This is a genomic window from Cryobacterium sp. TmT2-59 (genome assembly GCF_004403545.1).
In the GTDB taxonomy this organism is placed as follows: domain Bacteria; phylum Actinomycetota; class Actinomycetes; order Actinomycetales; family Microbacteriaceae; genus Cryobacterium; species Cryobacterium shii.
In genome coordinates, this window is sequence record NZ_SOGM01000058.1 from 81,541 (window position 1) to 101,354 (window position 19,814).

The following is a 19,814-nucleotide window of genomic DNA, read 5'->3' on the forward strand; positions in this document are numbered from 1 at the left end:
CCAGTCTCCTGTCCACCCGGCAAAACCGATACCCCTGGGCGCAAACTCGGTGCCCGCGGGTCGCCCCTGAACCAATTCGACGGAGATTTTGCCGATTTGGGCCCGAAACCGCCCGCTTTGCGCTTGTGGGACCAAAATCTCCGTCGAATTCGTTCACGGCGTGACCTGGAAGACGCCACGAGCGCCCTTTTCGGCGTCGGACATGACGTGGCTGACGAAGGGATAGCTGCCGGCCTCGGGGAAGGTCAGCTCGACGAAGCCACCCTGGGCGGCGGCCAGGTCGAGCACCTGCGAACCGCCGGTTCCGGTGCTGCCGCCGTCGCGCAGCAGGTAGTCCCCCTCCTTGAACACGGTGTCGAACTGGCCGCCGACGACGTGGAAGGAGCTGCCCACGTTCGGGCCGGCGTCGAGCACCCAGACGCGCACCCGCTCCCCGACTTTCGCGGTCAGCGGCCGGGCACCGTACTGGTTGGCGATGCCGTTGAAGACCACCAGATCGGGGAACTGGGCCGCCACCTTGTCGGCGTCGGCCTCGCCGCCCTGCGCGCCGAGGTAGAGCTCGGACTGCACCAGGACGTATTCCCGGTCGACCGGGGTCAGTCCGGCCGGGTCGATGACGACGGCACCGAACATGCCGTTCGCGATGTGCACCGACATGGGCATGGTGGAGCAGTGGTAGAGCCAGATTCCCGAGCTGGTGGCGGTGAACCGGTAGCTCAGGCTCTGCCCCGGTGCGATGCTGCGCATTGCCTTGTCGGGCGCCAGAGCGCCGGCGTGGAAGTCGATCGAGTGCTCGATCGAGCCGTCGTTGACGAACGTGATGTCGAAGACGTCGCCGACCCGGCCGTGCAGGGTCGGTCCGGGGGCCGTGCCGTTGAACGTCCAGAGTGATTGGGTGACGCCGGGCGACACCTCGGTGGTGACGTTCTTCACCCGCATGGTCAGTGTGTGCACGGTCGGCGTGGACCCGTTCGGCGTGGACCCGGTCTGCACGGATACCGGCGGCAGCACGGCGTCGCGTGCCGTGAAGTCGGCCGCGGGCTTCTTCATCAGGTCGAGGTCGTCCGCCGCCGACGATTCCCCGCCGGCGGAGGCGTGGCCCGCCGGCATGGCCGCGTCCCCGGCAGGGTCCGCGCCGACGGCCACGACGGTGAGGGTCATGCCGAGCAGCTTGTGCCCGGCGATCGAGCACCAGCCGTCGATATCCGTTCCGACGACGCCGATGGTGACATCCTTGCTCGTTCCCGGAGCGACGGAACCGGAGACCACGCCGGTGGCGAGCACGAGGTTGTGCACCATGTCGTCGGCGTTGGTCAGGGTGATCACCAGGGTGTCGCCGGCCGGAATCTCGATCCGGTCCGGGCTGAAACGGGTGTCTTTCATCCTGACGTCCACTCGGGTCGTGTGCCCGGTCGCGTGGCCGCTGGCCGAGACCCCGGCGGATGCCGCCCCGCTCGCCATCCCCGCGGCGGCCGGGTCATCAAGACCAGGAAGGATGCGAGGGTGCCGACGACGAGCAGGGAGAGGGTGACCCTGACCAGGCTGGGCACCGGCAGCAGGTAGAGCACCAGGCCGCCGTTGACGACGATCACCCGGAACAGCGCGCCACGGTCGAGCTCCCGGGCCGTGGGGCGGGATACCCGGGGGCCGCCGCCGAGCACCACCGGCAGCAGGTAGCTCAGCGCGCCGAGCAGGATCTGCGCGGCGAAACCGACCGCGAACACGGGGACGAGCTGCTCGAGCCGGTCCGCCGCGGCGACCCAGCTGGGAGCGAACGCCACGAGCAGTCCGAACCCGGCCACGCAGAGGAAGAACCAGGCCAGGGCGGCACCGATGCTCCAGCTTGCGAAGGTGGTCGGCGGGGACGTGCGGCCCAGGCGCACGGCCTCGACCAGGACCAGCCCGAGGCCGACCAGGTAGAGCAGGGCGCCGAGGGCGGTGACCAGACGTTGATCGGCCAGCGCGCCGAGGCCGAGCACCGCGAGCCCGGCGAGGAGCAGCGGCAGTGTGCCGCGGGCCGATGCCCGCGTGGTCTGCACCCGGGCGTGCAGCACGGTCGGCCAGAGCAGGGCGACCGTGCCGATGACGGTCAGGCCGACCCAGCCGAGCAGGTTGAGACCGATGTGGGCGACGAAGAGGCGCTCGAAGGGCTCCCCCTCGTCGGTGCGCGCCATCAGCACGCCCAGGGTCACCCCGATCGACAGGGCGACGCCGGCCGCCAGGTAGTAGCGCACGAGCGGCGCGAAGCGGGCCGGCAACGACCCGCGCGACTGGGCGAACAGGATGCCCGCATGCAGCAGGGCGTTGGCCCCGACCAGGCTGCCGCCGACCAGTACGAGCGGCCACCAGCCGCCGACCATGCCGGCCACGACGAGCGCCGCGCCCACGGTGTGGGTCAGGAGCCGGACGCCCATCGAGGCCCGGCCGCCCGGGGCGCTCCGCCGCAGCAGGGTGTCGGCGAAGTGCTGGCTCCAGGTGAGGATGGCGGTGCTGACCGCGCCCAGCAGCAACAGGTGCACCATCAGCCAGGGCGCGACCGGCAGGAAGCGGTGGAACAGCACCGCCACGACGGTGAGGACCAGCCAGGCCGGCACCAGCAGCCCGGTGAGAAGGTGCCACAATCGACGGCTCATCTGATCACTTTCGTTGTTGTCTTTCGGGCGGGCACGCCGAGCAGCACCGACACCACGGCCAGCACCACGAACAGCAGCACCGCCGCGATGTTGGCCACGCCGCCCCACTGCACCAGTTCAGGCAGGCCGCGCGCGTCGCCGAGCAGGATGCGCACCACCAGCGAGGCGTGCAGCAACAGTGCCGGCGCGTACAGCACCGGCCGGTACGGCAGCGGCCGGCGCAGCACCGCGGGCAGGATCGTGGGCGCGTGCGCCATGATCATCGACATCACGAAGCCCAGGAAGACGGCATGCAGCACGGCGTCGTAGGCCGGGCCGGAATAGGCCGGCCCGGCGAGAACCCAGACGGCGCCGACCACGAACAGCCAGGCGTAGCCGGCCAGGAGGCACACGGCAATGTAGCGCGGCAGGCCCACGCCGCGCACGAGCCGGGTCGCCACATCGTGCCGGAACAGCCAGGCCACGACCGCCAGCATCCCGAGCCCGAGGATCGGATAGCCGATCCCGGGCCAGACCAGCGCCACGAGAACGCCCCCGGTCAGGACGAGTGCGGAGGCCAGCAGCCAGGATTCGGCCCGCTCGTCGACGGAGGGCGAGATGCGAGCGAGTTCGAGGCGTTCGCCCGCGATTGTGAGCACCAGGAACAGCGTCATGGCCGGCACCAGGTGCGGGACCGGGGCACCCCCCAGCCAGAGCACGGTGGCGCTCACGCCCAGCAGCGCCCCGAGCGACTGCACCGCCGTGGCGGTCGATGCCTGACGCCGCCAGATCTCCCGGTAGATCGGCAGCAGCATGGCCGACCCGGCCAGGAAGGCGAGCTGCCCGATCACGACGGGCAGCGGCGACAGGAGGGCCAGCCCGCCGAGGCCCAGGAAGGCCGGGGACAGGAAGGCCCAGGCGCGCCGGATCGCGACGGCCCGCTCGAGCACGACCACGCTTCCCACGAAGCCGAAGACCATCAGGGGTCCGTGCACATCGGCCAGCCGCGCGGTGACGACCGGAGCCGGCAGGCCCAGCAGCAGCAGCGCCCCGTCAAGCCCCGCCAAAAGGGCGATGCCGCCCAGCAGGAGAAGGGCCATCCGCCAGCCGGCGCGGCGCGGGTGTCGATTCACGACGGGTATCGGGTGCTCGGTCTGACGTAGGGTACGCGGCGGTCAGGCGACGCGGGTGAAACGGATGCGCCAGGCCTCCGGACCGCGTTCCAGGTACGACACCGAGAACGCGCCGGGACGGGTATTCTCCAACTGAGCCAGCAGGGGCAGCGGGTCGTGCGGGGCGATCAGGTCGAGTGCGAAACCGATCTGGATCGCGTCCAGCGCACCGAAGATCGCCGCGTGGCGCACCGCATGCGGGATGGTGCGGCCGTCGAGCACGATGGCCTCGGCGGCGTCATCGTGGTTGCAGGTGCAGGTGTGCGCGGAGCTCAGGGCAATGGGTTCGGCAGTCATGGGAAGCATCCTCCTCGGTGGCACGACCACGCCGCGCTCTAATAAAGAGGATACACGTCCGTTTTAATAAATCGAACGCGGAATCAGGCCAGGCCGACCCAGCCGGTCGACCCGTCGGCCTCGTACTGCTTCTTCCAGATCGGCACCTCGGCCTTGACGCACTCGACCAGCCGCTCGCACGCCGTGAAGGCGTCGCCGCGATGGGCGCTCGCCGCGGCCGCGACCAGGGCCAGGTCGCCCACATCGAGGTGACCGATCCGGTGGCTGAGCGCCAGGTTCACCTGCGGGTATTCGGCGCGGAACCGGGCGACGATCTCGGACAGGATGCGGCCGGCATCCGGATGCGCGCTGTAATCGAGCCCGGTCACCTGCCCGGCCGCGTCGGGGTCGTGGTCGCGCACCTGGCCGATGAAAGTGACGACGGCCCCGCACGAGCCGGTCGAGACGACCCGCACGTGTTCAGCCACGTCGAGGGGGGCCTCGGTGACCCGGGCGAACCCGTTCTCGGCGGGGGTCGCGGCGGCGGGCGGAGTTGCGGGGGCGTCGTTCGTGCGTCCTGAATTCACAGGTCCAGAGTAGCCCGGGGCCGGGACCCGGTCGGCGGCCGCCGTGCCCTGGCATCCGTTCACGAAGCATCGAGGATGTTCGTGAGGCCGTCGGCTGCACGGCGAACCGACCGAGGAGCTCGCGCACGTGATCGCACAATCAGGCCCCCAGGATGCCGATCCGATCCCTTCAGGCCAGACCCGGGGGCTGCCCGTCGGCCGCGCCCCGCTGTCGAGCCTCGGCATCCCCTTCGGCCTGTCCGGCCTCGCCGGCACCTGGACGATGGCCGGGGACACCCTGGGCACTCCGGCCCTGATCGGCGACGTGCTCTGGTTCGTGGCGCTGGCCGCCTGGACCGGTGTGATCGGCAACTACCTGCTGCGGAGCCGGAACCGGGGCGGCGGCATCCGGGCCGACCTCGACCACCCGGTTCAGGGCGCGTTCGCGACCCTCGCGCCGTCAGTGGGATGCTGATCGGGACACATTTCGCGGCATCCACGCCTCTCGCCGGTCATATTCTCGTTGTGGCATGCATGGGGCTCGCGGTGGTTCTGGGCGCGCGCTTCGTGGCCGGGCTGGCCGCGGGGAACCGCAACATCGACGCGGTGCACGCCGGGTACCTGCTGCCCACCGTCGCCGTCTTCCTGATCCTCGGCCAGTCCGCCGCAGGCGCGGGCTGGACCGGGCTCTCCGTGGCCGGCATCGGCGTCGGGGTGCTCTTCTGGCTTCTCCTCGGCACGATCGTGCCGGCCCGGATGGTGTTCCGGCCGGCGTTGCCCGCGGCCCTGGTGCCGACGTTCGCGATCTTCTCCGCTCCCCCGGCGGTGGCCGGCAACGCGTGGTTCGCGTTCACCGGTGGCCGGCTCGACACGATTCAGTACCTGCTGCTGGGCACCTTCGTGCTGCTGATCGCGGTGCAGGCGGCCCTGATCGGCACCTACTGGCGGCTGCCGTTCACACTCGGTTTCTGGGCCTTCACGTTCACGGTCGCGTCCAGCGGCACCTACGCGCTGCACTGGCTGAAGCTGGCCGGGGGCCCCGCCCAACCGTTCTGGGGATACCTGTCGCTGACCCTGGTGACCGTGATCATCGGCAGCATCGCCGGGCGCTCGGTGAACCTGCTGGTGCGGTCCCGCAGCTCGGTCTCCGCTCTTGCCCGGGCATAACTCCTGCAAATCGTGATGCCGCTCGGGGACATCCGCGCAATGACTGGCCGGACTGGGCCCTGGGCGACCAGATTGCAGGAGTTATGCAGAGGGTGCGCGTTGCTCTGTGTGGCTAACTCAGGAGAAACGGATGCCGCGAGCCGCCTCCGCCAGGCACGCAGCGGGTGCAGCGGGTGGTCCCGCCGGATCTTCCTGAGTTACCCCCCGGGGTAGGGCGCGGCTCCCAGCCGGAGCCCCGGGCCGGAGGAGCCCCGGGGCATAACTTCTGCAGATTCCGCGAAACGGCCCGAAATCAGGGTGCGGTGCGGCCGACTGGGTTCTGCAGGAGTCATGTGCGACGCCCACCCCGACCACCGGGGAGTCGGGTCTAAGAGCATTCTCACCCGGGTCCGGGGCCCGGCCTCGTAGGATCAAGACACAGCCGATGGCACAGCCTCAGCACAACCGTCGCACAGCCGTGGAGGCACGATGACAACGCATGCCCGGACACCGCGGCGCTCACGGTTCCTGCTCTTCGGCGGCGTCGGACTGGCCGTTCTCGTCGCCGCCGCTGCCTCGGCGTCGATGGTCAGCGCCCTGGTCCTGCCCGACCTGCCGGGTACCCCGCTCGGGGTTCCGCCCGTCACGGTCGAGGTGAGCACGGTCGAGGTGAGCACGGTCGAGGTGAGCACGGTCGAGGTGAGCACGGTCGAGGTCGGCGCGGTCCCGGGCAATGCTGACCTGGGCACCGACCCCGCCGCGCCACCGGTTGCCGCCCCCGGAACGACGCCGGGCCCGAGCGACGTCCCCGAGTCGACCGACCTCGGCGCCGGCGCCGGCGCCGGCAGCGCCAGCGCCAGCGCCAGCGACACCGGCAGCGGCACTGACACCGACTCCGACACGGATGCCGCGGAGCCTGAACTCGTGCCTGCCCCCGCCCCGGTGGTCGTGTCCGAGGACGGCGACGATGACGGTTCCTCCCCCGAGGACTGACGACCCCCGAATCTAAGAGAGCTCTCACAGCCCTCTCGTGCCCGCCTCATCCCGGCACCCCACAGTGAAGGGGTGGAGACGCACCCCGCCACGCACCGAACGTCGGTTTACCGACGCAAACGAAAGGTCAGCGCATGCCGCAGATGACGAAGAAGAAGTCCATCATTCTGGCAACCCTCGGACTCGCCGGGCTCATGTCCATCGGCATCGTTGCCGCCCAGGCCGACCCGGGAGCCGGCAGCGACCCCGTACCGACCTCGAGCGTCTCGGACGACACCTCGGTCGTCGAGACCACTGATCTCCTCGACGACAACTCCATCGGCGAACTCGGCGCTGACGCGAGCGACGCCGTAATCGGCGACTCGGGCGACGATACGAACGAGGAAACGACCGAGGTCGGAGAGACCGAGAACGAGTCCGCGACGGATGACGACGGCGACGCCGCGGTCGGCACCGACGACGAGTCCGAAAACGAGTCCGATGACAGCGACACCACCGAAGACACGACCGACGACGCGACCGACGAAGCCGGTCACAGCGACGACTCCGACGACTCCGCACACGACAGTGCAGACGACAGTGCAGACCACGGTTCAGACGAGGGCGACGACTCGGGCCACAGCAGCGACACCGACGACTAGCCAGGCACCCCGGTTGGGCTATCGGCCCGCGCTTCTCTCAGCGCAGCCGGTAGCCCATTCCTCTGACCGTTTCGATCCTCCCGGCGCCGAACTTGGCCCGGAGGTACCCGACGTACACGTCCACGATGTTCGACCCGGGGTCGAAGTCGTAGCCCCACACCCGGCTGAGCAGCTGTTCCCGGCTGAGCACCTGGTCGTGATTGCGCAGGAATTCCTCGGCCAGAGCGAACTCCCTCGCCGACAGGTCGACCTGCCGATCGCCGACGGCCGCGCGTCGCGTGCGCAGATCGAGCCGGAGTCCCGTGACCTCCAGTGCCGCCTCGACCACCGGCACGGCACCGGTCGCCCGCACGGCATCCGTCATGCGCAGCCGCACCCGGGCGAGCAACTCGTCGAACCGGAACGGCTTGGCCATGTAGTCGTTCGCTCCACCACCCAGGCTCGCGAGTACGTCCTCCCCCGAGTCCCGGGCCGTGAGCACGATCACCGGCAGGGTGCACTCCTCGGCCCGCAGGCGCCGCAGCACCTCGTAGCCGTCGATTCCTGGCAGCCCGATATCCAGCAGCAGCAGGTCGAAGTCGCCGGTCAGGGCGAAATCGAGGGCGTCGGTGCCGCACCTGACCGTCACGGTGGCCAGGCCGGCCGCGGCGAGGCCCTTCTCGATGAAGGATGAGATCCGGAGTTCGTCTTCGGCGATCAGGATGCGGCTCACGGGCTGGTCTCCGTCGGTGCGTGGCCGGCTTCGGCCGGCGGGATGGGCAGGTCGATCGTGAAAGTGGCTCCGTGCCCGGGCCGGGAGGCCACGGTGGCGGTCCCGCCGTGGGCCTCGGCGATGGCCAGCACGATGGCGAGACCCAGTCCCGAGCCGGCCTCACCGCGCCCGGCGCTGCCGCGGCGGAAGCGCTCGAAGATCTGCTCCTGCGCCTCGGCCTCGATCCCCGGCCCGCCGCCCCGCACCCACAGACGGAGGCGGGACTCGCCCCCGGTGCCCCGGCCGACGGCGCTGCCGATCTCGATGGTGCCGTCGACGGCGCCGTGGCTGACGGCGTTGGCCGCCAGCTGCAGGAGCGCCTGGGTGAGCTTGCCGGCGTCGACCGACGCGACGACGTGCGCCGCCTCAGGGGTCGCCCAGCGATGGCCGGAGAGCGCGGAGGCCTTGGTGCGCACCTGCTCGGTGAGGGCGGCGATGTCGACGGGCGCGCGGGTCAGGCCGGCCGGCCGCTGCACCTCAGCCAGGACCGAGATGTCCCGCACCAGGACGTTCATCCGGTCGAGCTCGTCGATGGCCAGCACCCGGGTGCCGATCACGTCGGCCGTGTCTGCCGGGTCCATCAGCTCCAGGTGGCCGCGCACGATCGTGATCGGGGTCTTGAGTTCGTGGCCCACGTCCTCGAGCAAACGGCGCTGCGCGACCAGGGCCCCCTCCAGGCGGTCGAGCATGCCGTTGACGGTGCGGGTCAGGTCGGACACGTCGTCGTGGCCGTTCACGGGGATCCGTTCGCTCACGTCGGAGGCCGTGATCCTCGCCGCGGCCTCGCGCAGGGAACGGATCGGCCGGAGCAGCCTCCCCGACACCAGCCAGCCGACGAGGCCCAGCACGACGAAGGCGGCAAGACCCACGCGGACGTAAGTGCCCAGGGCATCCGTCACCGGCTCGAGTTCTGCATCGACGTCGAAGGCGGCCACGAAGATCCCCCGGGCGGCGTCCCCCGCCACGGTCACGGGGGCGGCCACGTAGCGCACGGTCTGGCCCGGCAGAACCAGCGTGCCACGAACGACCTGTCCGGACGAGGTCTCGGCCGTCACCCGGTCGACGAAGGCCCGGTCGTCCTCCAGCCGGAAGTCGACGTCTCCGCCCGGGGCGAGCGCCGCGGCGCCGTCGATGATCGCGAGGGTGGTTTCGTTCGTGCCGGGGCGCACCTGCTGCACGACGGCCGCCAGCACCGCGTCCAGGGAGGTGGAGCCGGACTCGGTGGCGATGAACCGGGCCTCGCCGACTTCGGCGGTCAGCGCGCTGTCGACGGAGTCGAGGGTGCGTTCGCGCTGCACGAGCGACGCGGCCGCACCCGAGGCGAACAGGCCGGCCGCCGCGACGAGCAGGATCGCAGCGAGGATGCGCACCCGCACGGACAGCATCGGCCGCCGCGGCCCGGGGCGGCGGCCGGCGCGGTGCGGTCGCCGGCCGGGGGCGCCGGGGGCACCCTCGGTCGTTCCGGCCCGCGCTGGCTTCCCGCTCACCCGACCAACGCTACTGGATACAGGGATCTCCCATCCGGCCTCCCCCTACGATGGTTCGGTGACTGAAACCTCCAGCCAGCTCCCTTTCCGCCAGCAATCCCAGTGGGTGAAGAGCGTCGGCCTGATGATCTTCTTCAGCCGCTGGCTCCAGGCCCCGCTCTACATCGGCCTGATCGTTGCTCAGATCATCTACGTGATCGTCTTCATGGTCGAACTCATCCACCTCGGTGAGGGCGTCATCCACGCATTCACACACCCGGGACCGGACGGGATCGTGATCGAAGAGGCAACGATCATGCTCGGCGTGCTGGGCCTGATCGACGTGGTCATGATCGCCAACCTCCTGATCATGGTCATCATCGGCGGCTACGAGACGTTCGTCTCGCGCATCGCCATCGACGGCCACCCCGACCAGCCCGAGTGGCTTTCCCACGTCAACGCGAACGTGCTCAAGGTCAAGCTCGCGATGGCCATCGTGGGCATCTCGTCCATCCACCTGCTGAAGACCTTCATTGAGGTCGGCGACCTCGCCGCCCGCGGTTCGACGTCCACCGACGGCCAGGAGAGCATCACCGGCGACGTCTACACCTGGGACGGCGTGCTCTGGCAGGTCGTCATCCACATGGTCTTCATCGTCTCGGCCATCGCCCTGGCCTGGATCGACCGGATGTCCCAGGGCACCCCGCACGGCCCTGCCCCGGTACCGGCCGGCGCAGCGCTCACCCCCGCCCCGCTGGTACCCGGTCCCGCGCCGCTCGCGCTCGACGCCGCCCCGCGGTCGGTGACGGATGCCCGCGTCCTCGCCTCCGGCGCGGCCGCCGGCCACCTCCTCCAGCTGGGGCAGCTCCGGGACGCCGGGGTCGTCACCGACGCCGAGTTCGAAACCAAGAAAATGGAGCTGCTCGCCAGATTCTAGGTCACCCTGCGGCGGCCCGGTGGGCCACGACGGCCTCGATCAGCTGCGGCACGACGGTGAAGACGTCCCCGACGACCCCGAAATCCGCTACCGCGAAGATCGGCGCGTCCGCGTCCTTGTTGACGGCGATGATCGTGCCCGCCCCCTGCATGCCGGCACGGTGCTGGATGGCCCCGGAGATGCCCAGGGCGATGTAGAGCTCCGGGGTCACGGTCGCGCCGGTCTGGCCGACCTGCAGGCCGGGCTCGCAGAGCCCGGCCTCCACGGCGGCCCGCGATGCCCCGACGGCGCCGCCGAAGAGGTCAGCCAGGTCGCCGGCCAGGCCGAAGCCCTCGTCCGAGCCCAGGCCGCGCCCGCCGGAGACCACGACACTCGCCTCGGTCAGGCCGGGCCGGATGCCGGAGGCCGGACGCGGATGCACGGCGACGATTTCCGCTCCGCGCCCGCGTTCCAGTTCGGCGTCGATCTCAAGCCGGATCGGGGCTGTCACTGTGCCACCCGGAACATCACGGTCGGGAACGCTGCCGGGAATGCCGTCGGCGACAATGCTGTGGGGACGGACCGTCACGACCGCCAGCCCCTTGGCCACGGCCTCCACGGTGTACGCGCCGCCGAGCACCGGCACGGTGGCCACGATCACACCGTCCCGCAGCCGGGCGTCGACCGCGTCGCTGATCAGACCGGCGGTCAGCCGCACGCACAGCCGTGCCGCGACCTCCCGCCCGTCGATGGTCCCGGCGATCAGCACCCCGGAGACCTCGGCGCCGGCGGCCCGGGCCAGGCGCACCGCCGCCTCGAGCGCCGCGACGGCGGGAGTGGTCAGCCGGGTGCCGGCGTACGTGCTCTCGGCGAGGTAGACATCCGTGACACCCCACCCTGCCAGCTGGCCGGCCAGCGCCGGGCCGGCTCCCGGCCCGGTCAGCAGCACGACGGCCGGTTCACCGAGCCGGGCCGCGGCGGCGAGCAGTTCGCGGGTCACCGTGTCCAGCGTGCCCGTGTTGTGCTCGGCGAGCACCAGAATTCGTCCCATCGGCGTGTCTTCCGTCCGTGTCAGATCAGTCAGATCAGGTTGGCCGCGGCCAGGAAGGCGGCGATGCGGCTGCCGCCGGTGCCGTCATCGCTGATGACGGTGCCGCCCGCGCGGGCCGGCCGGGCGGTCACCGTGCAGACGAGCGACCAGGAGTTCGCACCGCCGGCCTCGGCCTCGACCAGGCCGTGGTCGGCGAGGTCGGCGAGGGTGAGGGTCGTCAGCGGCTTGGACCTGGCGCTCATGATGCCCTTGAAATTGGGGAAGCGCGGCTGGGCGCTGCCCTCCGTCACCGAGATCACCGCGGGCAGAGCCGCGCACAGTTCCGTCGTGCCCTCCGGCGTGATGCGGAGGCCGGTGACGATTCCCGCGTCGACGGCCACCGAGCCGAGGAAGGTCAGCTGCGGCAGGCCCAACCGTTCGGCGAGCATGGCGGGCACCGCGGCGGTGCGCCCGTCGGTCGATTCATTGCCGGCGACGACCAGGTCGAACGTGGCGGCGCCAGGGGCGGCTGTGGCCCGCACGGCCGCGGCCAGCACGGCGGCGGCCAGCACGGCGGCGGTCTGCAGCGCATCCGAGCCGGCCAGGGCCTCGTCGCAGACGTGCACGGCCCGGTCGGCACCCATCGCGAGGGCTTTCCGCAGCGCCACGACGGCTTCCGGCGGTCCCATCGTGAGCACGGTCACCTCACCCCCGGCGGTTTCCCGCAGTCGCAGGGCAACCTCGAGGGCGCGCTCATCGATCTCATCCAGGGCCGGGGTGCCCCTCTCGCGGTCGATCCGGCCGTCCTCCCGCAGCGTCCGCTCCCCGTAGGTGTCCGGGACCTGCTTGACCAGCACGACGATATTCATGACGTTCTCCGCTCTTCCGGGCCGAAACTGAACATCGACCCGGGGTTGAAGGTGCCGCCGGGGTCGAGGGCGGCCTTGATCGCCCGGTGCACCTCGAGGCCCACCTCGCCGAGGGCATCCGCCAGGTACTCGGTCTTCATCCGGCCGATGCCGTGTTCGCCGGTGACCGGGCCGCCGAGGTCGAGGGCGGCCTGGAGGATGAGCCGGTACGCCTGCCCGGCCCGCTCGCTCGCGCCCTCGGCGTCGGGCCGGTAGACGATCATCGGGTGCACGGTGCCGTCCTGGGCATGGCCGTGCACGCCCACGAAGACGCCGGTCTCCGCGGCGATGTCCGCGGCGGAGAGGATCAGCGCCGCCAGCCGGTCCCGGGGCACGGTCACCTCGTGCAGGATCCAGGTCCCCAGGGGTTCCAGCGCCGCCTCGAGCCCGCGCCAGTAGCCCATGATCATCTCACCCTCCGCGGGGTCGTCGGTCTGGAACGAGAGGATGGCGCCGTTGGCGCAGGCCGCGTCTTCGAAGGCGGCGAGTTCGGCCCTGGTGCCGCTGTCGCTCTGGGCGAAGAGCACGGCGGCCGGGGTGCCGCCCTCGTCCAGGAGCCGGCTGCCCAGGTGCGTCTCGACGGCGGCGAAGCAGGACTGGTCCATGATTTCCAGCAGGGCCAGGGATTGGCCGGTGGCGATGAAGTCGGTGACTGCCCGGCCGGCCTCCTCGACGCTCGCGAACGCCGCCACGGCGGTGGTCAGCGCGGGGCGGCGGCGGGTCAGCCGCAGGGTGGCCTGCGTGATGAAGCCCAGGGTCCCCTCGGAGCCCACGAAGATCCGGTTGAGGTCGTAGCCGGTGACGCCCTTGAGGGTGTGGCGGCCGGTGGCGAGCACCCGCCCGGAGGCGAGCACGACCTCGAGGCCGAGCACGGCATCCGCCGTCACCCCGTATTTGGAGCCGTGTGGACCGCCGGACCCGTTGGCGAGATTGCCGCCGATGGTGCACCAGTCGCTGGAGGTGGGGTCGGGCGCGTAGAACATGCCCGCCGCCTCGGCCGCCCGGATCAGGTCGAGGGTGATCACGCCGGGCTGCACCACGGCGTACCCGGCCGCGGCGTCGATGGTCAGGATCGCGGTCATCCGCGAGGTCAGGATGGTGACGGCGCCGTCCTGCGCGTTCGCGGCACCGGTCATCCCGGAACCGGCGCCGCGCGGCACGACGGGCACCCCGTGGCGGGTGCAGGCGACGATCACCGCGGCCACCTCGCTGGTGCAGGCCGGCCGCACCACGGCCAGGGGACGCCCGGCTCCCACCAGCGGCTGCATGTCCCGGCGGTACTGCTCGGTCACGTCCGGGTCGGTCAGCACATGGGCGGCTCCGACGGCCTGCACCAGGAGGGCGAGGAGCTCTCGCCGCCCCGTGTCCTGCGCCGTGTTCCGGATCGAATCGGTGGTCATCGCCCCAACATACTAGGAAGCCCTAGTAAATGCTAGGACTTCCTAGTACCTTGGTGACGGCAGCACGATCCGTCGCAGGGAGAGCAGGTTTTTCATGGTTCGCGAATTGACGCATTTCATCGGTGGCCGGCATGTTCGCGGCACCTCGGGGCTCTTCTCCGACGTGTTCGACCCGAACACCGGGCAGGTGCAGGCGCGGGTTCCGCTCGCGAACCGGGCCGAGACCGAGGCCGCGATCGCCGTCGCGGAGGAGGCGCAGCTCGAGTGGAGTTCCTGGACTCCGCAGCGCCGGGCCCGGGTGCTGCTGCGCTTCCTCGAACTGATCGACAAGGAGATGGACTCGCTGGCGCGAGTGCTCTCCTCCGAACACGGCAAGACGGTGGCGGATGCCCTCGGCGACATCCAGCGCGGACTGGAGGTGATCGAGTTCGCGGCCGGCGGCCCGCACCTGCTCAAGGGCGAGTACAGCGTCGGCGCCGGAACCGGCATCGACGTGTACTCGATGCGCCAGCCCCTCGGCGTGGTCGCCGGCATCACCCCGTTCAACTTCCCGGCGATGATCCCGCTCTGGAAGGCGGGACCCGCCCTGGCCAGCGGCAACGCGTTCATCCTGAAGCCGTCGGAGCGCGACCCCTCCGTGCCGCTCCGGCTCGCCGAGCTGTTCCTGGCGGCGGGGCTGCCGGCGGGCGTCTTCAATGTCGTCAACGGCGGCAAGGAGAGCGTCGACACGCTCCTGGAAGACCCCCGAGTCAAGGCCCTGGGCTTCATCGGCTCGACCCCGATCGCCCAGCACATCTACACCCAGGCCGCGGCCAACGGCAAGCGCGCCCAGTGCTTCGGCGGCGCCAAGAACCACATGATCATCATGCCGGACGCCGATCTGGACCTGGTCGCAGACGCCCTGATCGGGGCGGGCTACGGCGCGGCCGGCGAACGCTGCATGGCCATCTCCGTGGCCGTGCCGGTCGGCCGGGACACCGCCGACGCCCTGGTGGCGAAGCTCACGGAGCGGATCGGGGCGCTGAAGGTCGGGCATAGCCTCGACGCTACGAGCGACTACGGCCCCCTCGTCAACGGCCCGGCGCTCGACCGGGTCGAGGAGTACGTGCGGATCGGGGTCGAGGAGGGCGCCGAACTGCTCGTGGACGGCCGCGGCTTCCGCCCGGACGGCTTCCCGAACGGCTTCTTCATGGGCCCGACCCTCTTCGACCGGGTGACCCCGAAGATGCGCATCTACCGGGAGGAGATCTTCGGGCCGGTGCTGATCGTGACCCGGGCGGACACGTACGAGGAGGCCCTGCGGCTGCCGAGCGAGCACGAGTACGGCAACGGCGTGTCCATCTACACCGCCGACGGCGACGTCGCCCGGAATTTCACCACCCGGGTGAACACCGGCATGGTGGGCGTGAACGTGCCCATCCCCGTGCCCATCGCGTACCACACGTTCGGCGGCTGGAAGAGGTCGGTGTTCGGCGACCTGAACCAGCACGGCCCGGATTCGTTCCGCTTCTACACGAAGACCAAGACCGTCACCTCCCGCTGGCCCGCGGGGGCCCTGCGCTCCGGCGCAGCGGGCCCCGGCACAGCAACCCCCGGGGACCCCGGGAGCCGGACCGCCGAGACGGGGGCCGGCGCCAGCTTCGTCATCCCCCAGATGGGTTGAACATGTTCGAGCTGACGGATGAACAGCATGCCATCGTGGACATGGTGCGGTCCTTCGCCGCGGAGTCGCTGGCGCCGCAGGCCGTGACCCGGGACGAGACCAAGCACTTCCCGCTCGACGTGTTCGCGGCGGCCGGCGCCCTGGGCATGGGCGGCATCTACGTGCGGGAGGATGTCGGCGGCTCCGGGCTCTCCCGCCGGGACGCCGTCCTGATCTTCGAGGAGCTCGCCCACGGCGACCCCTCGATCGCCGCCTATATGTCCATCCACAACATGGTCGCCTGGATGATCGACACCTTCGGCACCGACGACCAGCGCCGCCGGTGGGTGCCCGGCCTGGCGTCGATGGAGTCGCTGGGCAGCTACTGCCTGACCGAGCCGGACGCCGGATCCGACGCCGCCGCCCTGCGCACCCGCGCCGACCGGGACGGCGACGAGTACGTGCTGAACGGGGTGAAGCAATTCGTGTCGGGCGCGGGCGCATCCAGCGTCTACATCGTGATGGCGCGCACCGGCGACCCCGGCAGCGGCGGGATCTCGGCGATCGTGGTGCCGGCCGGCACCCCGGGGCTGTCTTTCGGCGCCAACGAGAAGAAGATGGGCTGGAACGCGCAGCCCACCCGGCAGGTCATCCTCGACAACGTGCGGGTGCCGGTGGGCAATCGGCTCGGCGCCGAGGGCGATGGCTTCGGAATCGCCATGAAGGGCCTCAACGGCGGCCGCATCAATATGGGCGCCTGCTCACTCGGCGGCGCCCAGTGGGCCCTGAACCAGGCCGTGCGCTATCTCACCGAGCGCTCGGCCTTCGGCGCGCCGCTGATCGAGCGGCAGGCCCTCCTGTTCGAGCTCGCGGACATGGACACCGAGCTGGAGACCGCCCGCACCCTGCTCTGGCGGGCCGCCGACGCCCTCGACCGGGGCGCGCCCGACCGGGTGCGGCTCTGCGCCATGGCCAAGCGCGTCGCCACGGATGCCGGTTTCTCGGTGGCGAACCGCGCCCTCCAGCTGCACGGCGGCTACGGTTATCTCGCCGACTACGGCATTGAAAAGGTTGTCCGCGACCTGCGCGTGCACCAGATCCTCGAAGGCAGCAATGAAATCATGCGTCTGATCATCGGCCGGGCCCTCACAGAACAGCCGGCCGCGCCGAAGCCCGCGCCACAGCAGGCGGGCCGGTCGTGAGCGGGCCGGTCCTGAGCGAGCCGGAGGTGAGTGAGCCGGAGATCCTGCTGCGCCGCTCCGGGCGGGTCGGGCAGATCATCCTGAACCGCCCGGCCGCGATGAACGCCCTCACGCACGCGATGATCACCCGGATCTCGGCCGTGCTCACCGGCTGGACCGACGACGACGAGGTTCAGACGGTGCTGCTGACCGGCAGCGGCGAGCGGGGTCTCTGCGCCGGGGGTGACATCGTGTCGATCTACCGCGGCGCCCAGGGCAGCGGCGCCGACGCCGCCCGGTTCTTCGCCGACGAGTACCGGATGAACGCGCAGATCCACCGCTATCCGAAGCCGTACCTGGCGGTGATGGACGGAATCGTGCTGGGCGGCGGGGTCGGCGTCTCCGGCCACGGCGGCATCCGTGTCGTCACCGAGCGCACCAGGCTCGGGATGCCGGAGACCGGCATCGGTTTCGTGCCCGACGTCGGCGGAACGTACCTGCTCTCCCGCGCGCCCGGTGAGCTCGGCACCCACCTGGCCCTGACCGCCGCCTTCGCCACCGGCGCCGATGCCATCATGCTGGGGCTGGCGGACCATTTCGTGCCGAGCGACCGGCTGCCGGAGCTGATCCGCTCGCTGTCCGGCCGGGGAGCCGCCGAGGCGGTTGCCGCGGTCGCCGACACTCCCCCGCCCGCGCCGCTGCTCGCCGAGCGGGACTGGATCGACGAGTGCTACGCCTTCGACGACGTCCGGCAGATCCTGGCCGCGCTGCAGCGCTCCCCCGTGGAAGCGGCGCAGGCGGCCGCCGCGCTCATCCGCACCAAGTCGCCGACCGCGCTCGCCGTCACCCTGGCGTCGCTGCGCCGGGCGCGCGCTCTCCCCAGCCTCGAGGCGGTGCTGGAGCAGGAATACCGGGTCTCCCTGCGCTTCCTCGAGGGCACCGAGATGCAGGAGGGCATCCGGGCCCAGGTGATCGACAAGGACCGCCGCCCCCGATGGTCGCCGGCCACGCTGGACGAGGTCAGCACGGATGCCGTCGCCGCCTGCTTCGCCCCCCTCACCGCCCACGAAGATCACCTGGCCGGGCTGCACCTGTCCGCCCGGGGCCGGCCGCACCCGCACGACACACCCCGCACCCGAACCAGCACCAGCACCCGCACCACCGACAGCACCAGGAGAAGCGCCTCATGAGCACACGCATCGCCTTCATCGGGCTCGGCCACATGGGCGGTCCCATGGCCGCCAACCTCGTCGGGGCCGGCTACACCGTCACCGGGTTCGACCTGGTGCCCGAGGCCCTCGCCCAGGCCAGGGCGAAGGGAATCCGGGTCGCCGACTCGGCCGCCGACGCGGCCCGGGGCGCCCGCATCGTGATCACCATGCTGCCCGACGGGCGGCACCTGCTCGGCGCCTACGAGGATGAGAACGAGGGTCAGGGCGACGGTGCCGGTTCGGCTGCGGGCGGCGGCCTGCTCGCCGCGTCGGACGCCGGCACGCTCTTCATCGACTGTTCCACGGTCGACGTCGCGGATGCCCGCGCGGCCCACGACCTCGTCGTCAGCGCCGGCCGACGGGGCCTCGACGCCCCGGTCTCCGGCGGAGTCGCCGGGGCCGAGGCGGGAACCCTGACCTTCATGGTGGGCGCCGAGGACGCGGACTTCGCCGCGGCGACATCCGTGCTGGAGGTGATGGGCGCCCGGATCGTTCACTGCGGCGGACCGGGCAGGGGGCAGGCGGCCAAGATCTGCAACAACCTGATCCTCGGCATCTCGATGATCGCCGTGAGCGAGGCCTTCGTGCTCGGCGAGAAGCTCGGGCTGACCCACCAGGCGCTCTTCAACGTGGCCTCCGCCGCGTCCGGCCAGTGCTGGGCCCTCACCACGAACTGCCCGGTTCCCGGGCCCGTACCGACCAGCCCCGCCAACCGCGACTACCAGCCGGGCTTCGCCGGCGCCCTGATGGCCAAGGACCTCGGCCTGGCCCTGAACGCCCTCGACGCCACCGGCGTGGCGGCCGAGCTCGGCCCGGTCGCGGCGGGCGTGTACCGCCGCTTCGCCGACGAGGGCGGCGCCGGCCTGGACTTCTCGGCGATCATCAACGACATCAGGGCGAAATCCGACCGGACGGCCGGCGCATGAGCGGCACCGACGGCATCCGCGAGACCGGGTACGAGCACATCATCCTGGAGCGCCGGGGCCGGGTGGGCCTGATCACCCTCAACCGGCCGAAGGCCCTCAACGCCCTGAACGACGCCCTGATGCACGAGGTCGTCGACGCGGCAACGGGGCTCGACCGGGACCCGGAGATCGGCGCGATCGTGCTCACCGGGTCCGAGCGCGCGTTCGCCGCCGGGGCCGACATCCGTGAAATGGCCCCGCAGACCTACCAGGACATGTACGCGGCCGACTGGTTCGCCGGCTGGAATGCGCTCACCCGCCTCCGCACCCCCCTGATCGCCGCCGTTGCCGGCCACGCGCTCGGCGGCGGCTGCGAGCTCGCGATGATGTGCGACTTCATCCTCGCCGCCGACACGGCCGTCTTCGGCCAGCCGGAAATCAGGCTCGGCGTCATCCCCGGCATCGGCGGTTCGCAACGCCTGACCCGGGCCATCGGCAAGGCCAAGGCGATGGAGATGGTGCTGACCGGGCGAACGATGGATGCCGCGGAGGCCGAGCGCTGCGGCCTCGTCGCCCGGGTCGTCCCCGCCACGCGGCTGCTCGACGAGGCCCTCGCCACGGCGGCGACGATCGCGGGCATGTCCGCCCCGGTGGCGATGCTGGCCAAGGAGGCGGTCAACGCCGCCTTCGAGACCACCCTCGCCGAGGGCGTGCACGTCGAGCGCCGGCTTTTCCACTCCACCTTCGCCCTGGCCGACCAGAAGGAGGGAATGGCGGCCTTCCTGGAGAAGCGCGCCCCCCGCTTCGAGAACCGCTGACCGCCCGCGCGCCCCTAACCTGTGTCGGCGGCGAACCAATTCGACGGAGATTCTGCCGTAAATGTGCTTTTCAGGCCGTTTCCGGCCCGTTTCGGCCAAAATCTCCGTCGAATTCGTTCAGCGTGGGGCGGCTGAACGGCGGCGCGACCGAACGGCGAAACGGCGCAGGGACAGAACGAC

General features: G+C 71.1%; 20 protein-coding genes. 10 read left to right on the forward strand and 10 right to left on the reverse strand.

All coding sequences use genetic code 11. From position 1 onward, the window contains the following. Window positions 1–153: 153 nt before the first annotated feature. The 5 genes from E3T24_RS18005 to E3T24_RS09710 form a co-directional block, all read right to left on the reverse strand. Window positions 154–1,383, reverse strand: a complete 1,230-nt coding sequence (locus tag E3T24_RS18005) for a multicopper oxidase domain-containing protein (protein WP_241978671.1) — start codon at window positions 1,381–1,383, stop codon at window positions 154–156. After that, entirely contained in the window at window positions 1,380–2,633 is a 1,254-nt protein-coding gene (locus tag E3T24_RS18010; protein ID WP_241978672.1) for a hypothetical protein, read from the reverse strand. Before E3T24_RS18010 ends, E3T24_RS18005 begins: the two co-directional genes overlap by 4 nt. Further along, entirely contained in the window at window positions 2,630–3,745 is a 1,116-nt protein-coding gene (locus E3T24_RS09700; protein WP_241978673.1) for a hypothetical protein, read from the reverse strand. Before E3T24_RS09700 ends, E3T24_RS18010 begins: the two co-directional genes overlap by 4 nt. A gap of 42 nt (window positions 3,746–3,787) precedes the next feature. Then, a complete protein-coding gene (locus tag E3T24_RS09705; protein ID WP_241978674.1) occupies window positions 3,788–4,081 on the reverse strand; it encodes a DUF2249 domain-containing protein in 294 nt (97 codons plus the stop codon). A gap of 83 nt (window positions 4,082–4,164) precedes the next feature. Further along, on the reverse strand, window positions 4,165–4,647 hold the full coding sequence (locus E3T24_RS09710) for a molybdenum cofactor biosynthesis protein MoaE (RefSeq protein ID WP_241975815.1): 483 nt from the start codon (window positions 4,645–4,647) through the stop codon (window positions 4,165–4,167). 127 nt (window positions 4,648–4,774) lie between these two features. Between E3T24_RS09710 and E3T24_RS17345 the strand changes: the two genes are divergently transcribed. The 4 genes from E3T24_RS17345 (at window position 4,775) to E3T24_RS09725 (ending at window position 7,406) form a co-directional block, all read left to right on the forward strand. After that, window positions 4,775–5,101: a hypothetical protein gene (locus E3T24_RS17345; RefSeq protein ID WP_166787097.1), complete on the forward strand. Its 327-nt coding sequence runs from the start codon at window positions 4,775–4,777 to the stop codon at window positions 5,099–5,101. Window positions 5,102–5,160: 59 nt separating this feature from the next. Next, window positions 5,161–5,793 (forward strand): transporter, encoded by a 633-nt coding sequence (locus E3T24_RS17350; RefSeq protein ID WP_160141003.1) that lies wholly within the window; start codon window positions 5,161–5,163, stop codon window positions 5,791–5,793. Between the two features lie 468 nt (window positions 5,794–6,261). After that, window positions 6,262–6,765 (forward strand): hypothetical protein, encoded by a 504-nt coding sequence (locus E3T24_RS17355; protein ID WP_166789196.1) that lies wholly within the window; start codon window positions 6,262–6,264, stop codon window positions 6,763–6,765. A gap of 134 nt (window positions 6,766–6,899) precedes the next feature. Next, on the forward strand, window positions 6,900–7,406 hold the full coding sequence (locus E3T24_RS09725; RefSeq protein ID WP_134402483.1) for a hypothetical protein: 507 nt from the start codon (window positions 6,900–6,902) through the stop codon (window positions 7,404–7,406). 37 nt (window positions 7,407–7,443) lie between these two features. Here the strand turns inward: E3T24_RS09725 and E3T24_RS09730 are convergent, their stop codons facing one another. Beyond that, window positions 7,444–8,118: a response regulator transcription factor gene (locus tag E3T24_RS09730; protein ID WP_134366253.1), complete on the reverse strand. Its 675-nt coding sequence runs from the start codon at window positions 8,116–8,118 to the stop codon at window positions 7,444–7,446. Continuing rightward, window positions 8,115–9,644 carry a HAMP domain-containing sensor histidine kinase gene (locus tag E3T24_RS09735; protein WP_241978675.1) on the reverse strand — a complete coding sequence of 510 codons (1,530 nt, stop codon included), beginning with the start codon at window positions 9,642–9,644 and terminating at the stop codon, window positions 8,115–8,117. The genes E3T24_RS09730 and E3T24_RS09735 overlap by 4 nt, the downstream gene beginning before the upstream one ends. 58 nt (window positions 9,645–9,702) lie before the next feature. On the opposite strand from E3T24_RS09735, the gene E3T24_RS09740 reads away from it, so the two are divergent. After that, window positions 9,703–10,560: a TIGR00645 family protein gene (locus tag E3T24_RS09740; RefSeq protein ID WP_241976082.1), complete on the forward strand. Its 858-nt coding sequence runs from the start codon at window positions 9,703–9,705 to the stop codon at window positions 10,558–10,560. Between the two features lies 1 nt (window position 10,561). On the opposite strand, the gene E3T24_RS09745 is transcribed toward E3T24_RS09740, so the two are convergent. Genes E3T24_RS09745 through E3T24_RS09755 form a run of 3 tightly spaced genes read right to left on the reverse strand, consistent with a single transcriptional unit; the run spans window position 10,562 to window position 13,877 of the window. Beyond that, window positions 10,562–11,590, reverse strand: coding sequence for an electron transfer flavoprotein subunit alpha/FixB family protein (locus E3T24_RS09745; RefSeq protein ID WP_134366256.1), 1,029 nt, complete (start codon window positions 11,588–11,590; stop codon window positions 10,562–10,564). Between the two features lie 29 nt (window positions 11,591–11,619). Next, entirely contained in the window at window positions 11,620–12,438 is an 819-nt protein-coding gene (locus E3T24_RS09750; protein ID WP_134434554.1) for an electron transfer flavoprotein subunit beta/FixA family protein, read from the reverse strand. Further along, window positions 12,435–13,877: an FAD-linked oxidase C-terminal domain-containing protein gene (locus E3T24_RS09755; protein ID WP_134434555.1), complete on the reverse strand. Its 1,443-nt coding sequence runs from the start codon at window positions 13,875–13,877 to the stop codon at window positions 12,435–12,437. Before E3T24_RS09755 ends, E3T24_RS09750 begins: the two co-directional genes overlap by 4 nt. 94 nt (window positions 13,878–13,971) lie before the next feature. On the opposite strand from E3T24_RS09755, the gene E3T24_RS09760 reads away from it, so the two are divergent. From E3T24_RS09760 to E3T24_RS09780, 5 genes are read left to right on the forward strand one after another with little or no spacing between them, the layout of a single operon-like run. Beyond that, entirely contained in the window at window positions 13,972–15,540 is a 1,569-nt protein-coding gene (locus E3T24_RS09760) for a CoA-acylating methylmalonate-semialdehyde dehydrogenase (RefSeq protein ID WP_134434556.1), read from the forward strand. Between the two features lie 2 nt (window positions 15,541–15,542). Further along, window positions 15,543–16,721: an acyl-CoA dehydrogenase family protein gene (locus E3T24_RS09765; protein ID WP_134366260.1), complete on the forward strand. Its 1,179-nt coding sequence runs from the start codon at window positions 15,543–15,545 to the stop codon at window positions 16,719–16,721. After that, complete coding sequence (locus tag E3T24_RS09770; RefSeq protein WP_198416007.1) at window positions 16,718–17,890, forward strand: enoyl-CoA hydratase/isomerase family protein; 1,173 nt, start codon at window positions 16,718–16,720, stop codon at window positions 17,888–17,890. Before E3T24_RS09765 ends, E3T24_RS09770 begins: the two co-directional genes overlap by 4 nt. Then, window positions 17,887–18,837 (forward strand): 3-hydroxyisobutyrate dehydrogenase, encoded by a 951-nt coding sequence (gene mmsB / locus E3T24_RS09775; RefSeq protein ID WP_134434557.1) that lies wholly within the window; start codon window positions 17,887–17,889, stop codon window positions 18,835–18,837. The genes E3T24_RS09770 and mmsB overlap by 4 nt, the downstream gene beginning before the upstream one ends. After that, complete coding sequence (locus tag E3T24_RS09780; protein ID WP_134366262.1) at window positions 18,834–19,634, forward strand: enoyl-CoA hydratase; 801 nt, start codon at window positions 18,834–18,836, stop codon at window positions 19,632–19,634. The genes mmsB and E3T24_RS09780 overlap by 4 nt, the downstream gene beginning before the upstream one ends. Window positions 19,635–19,814: the final 180 nt, after the last annotated feature.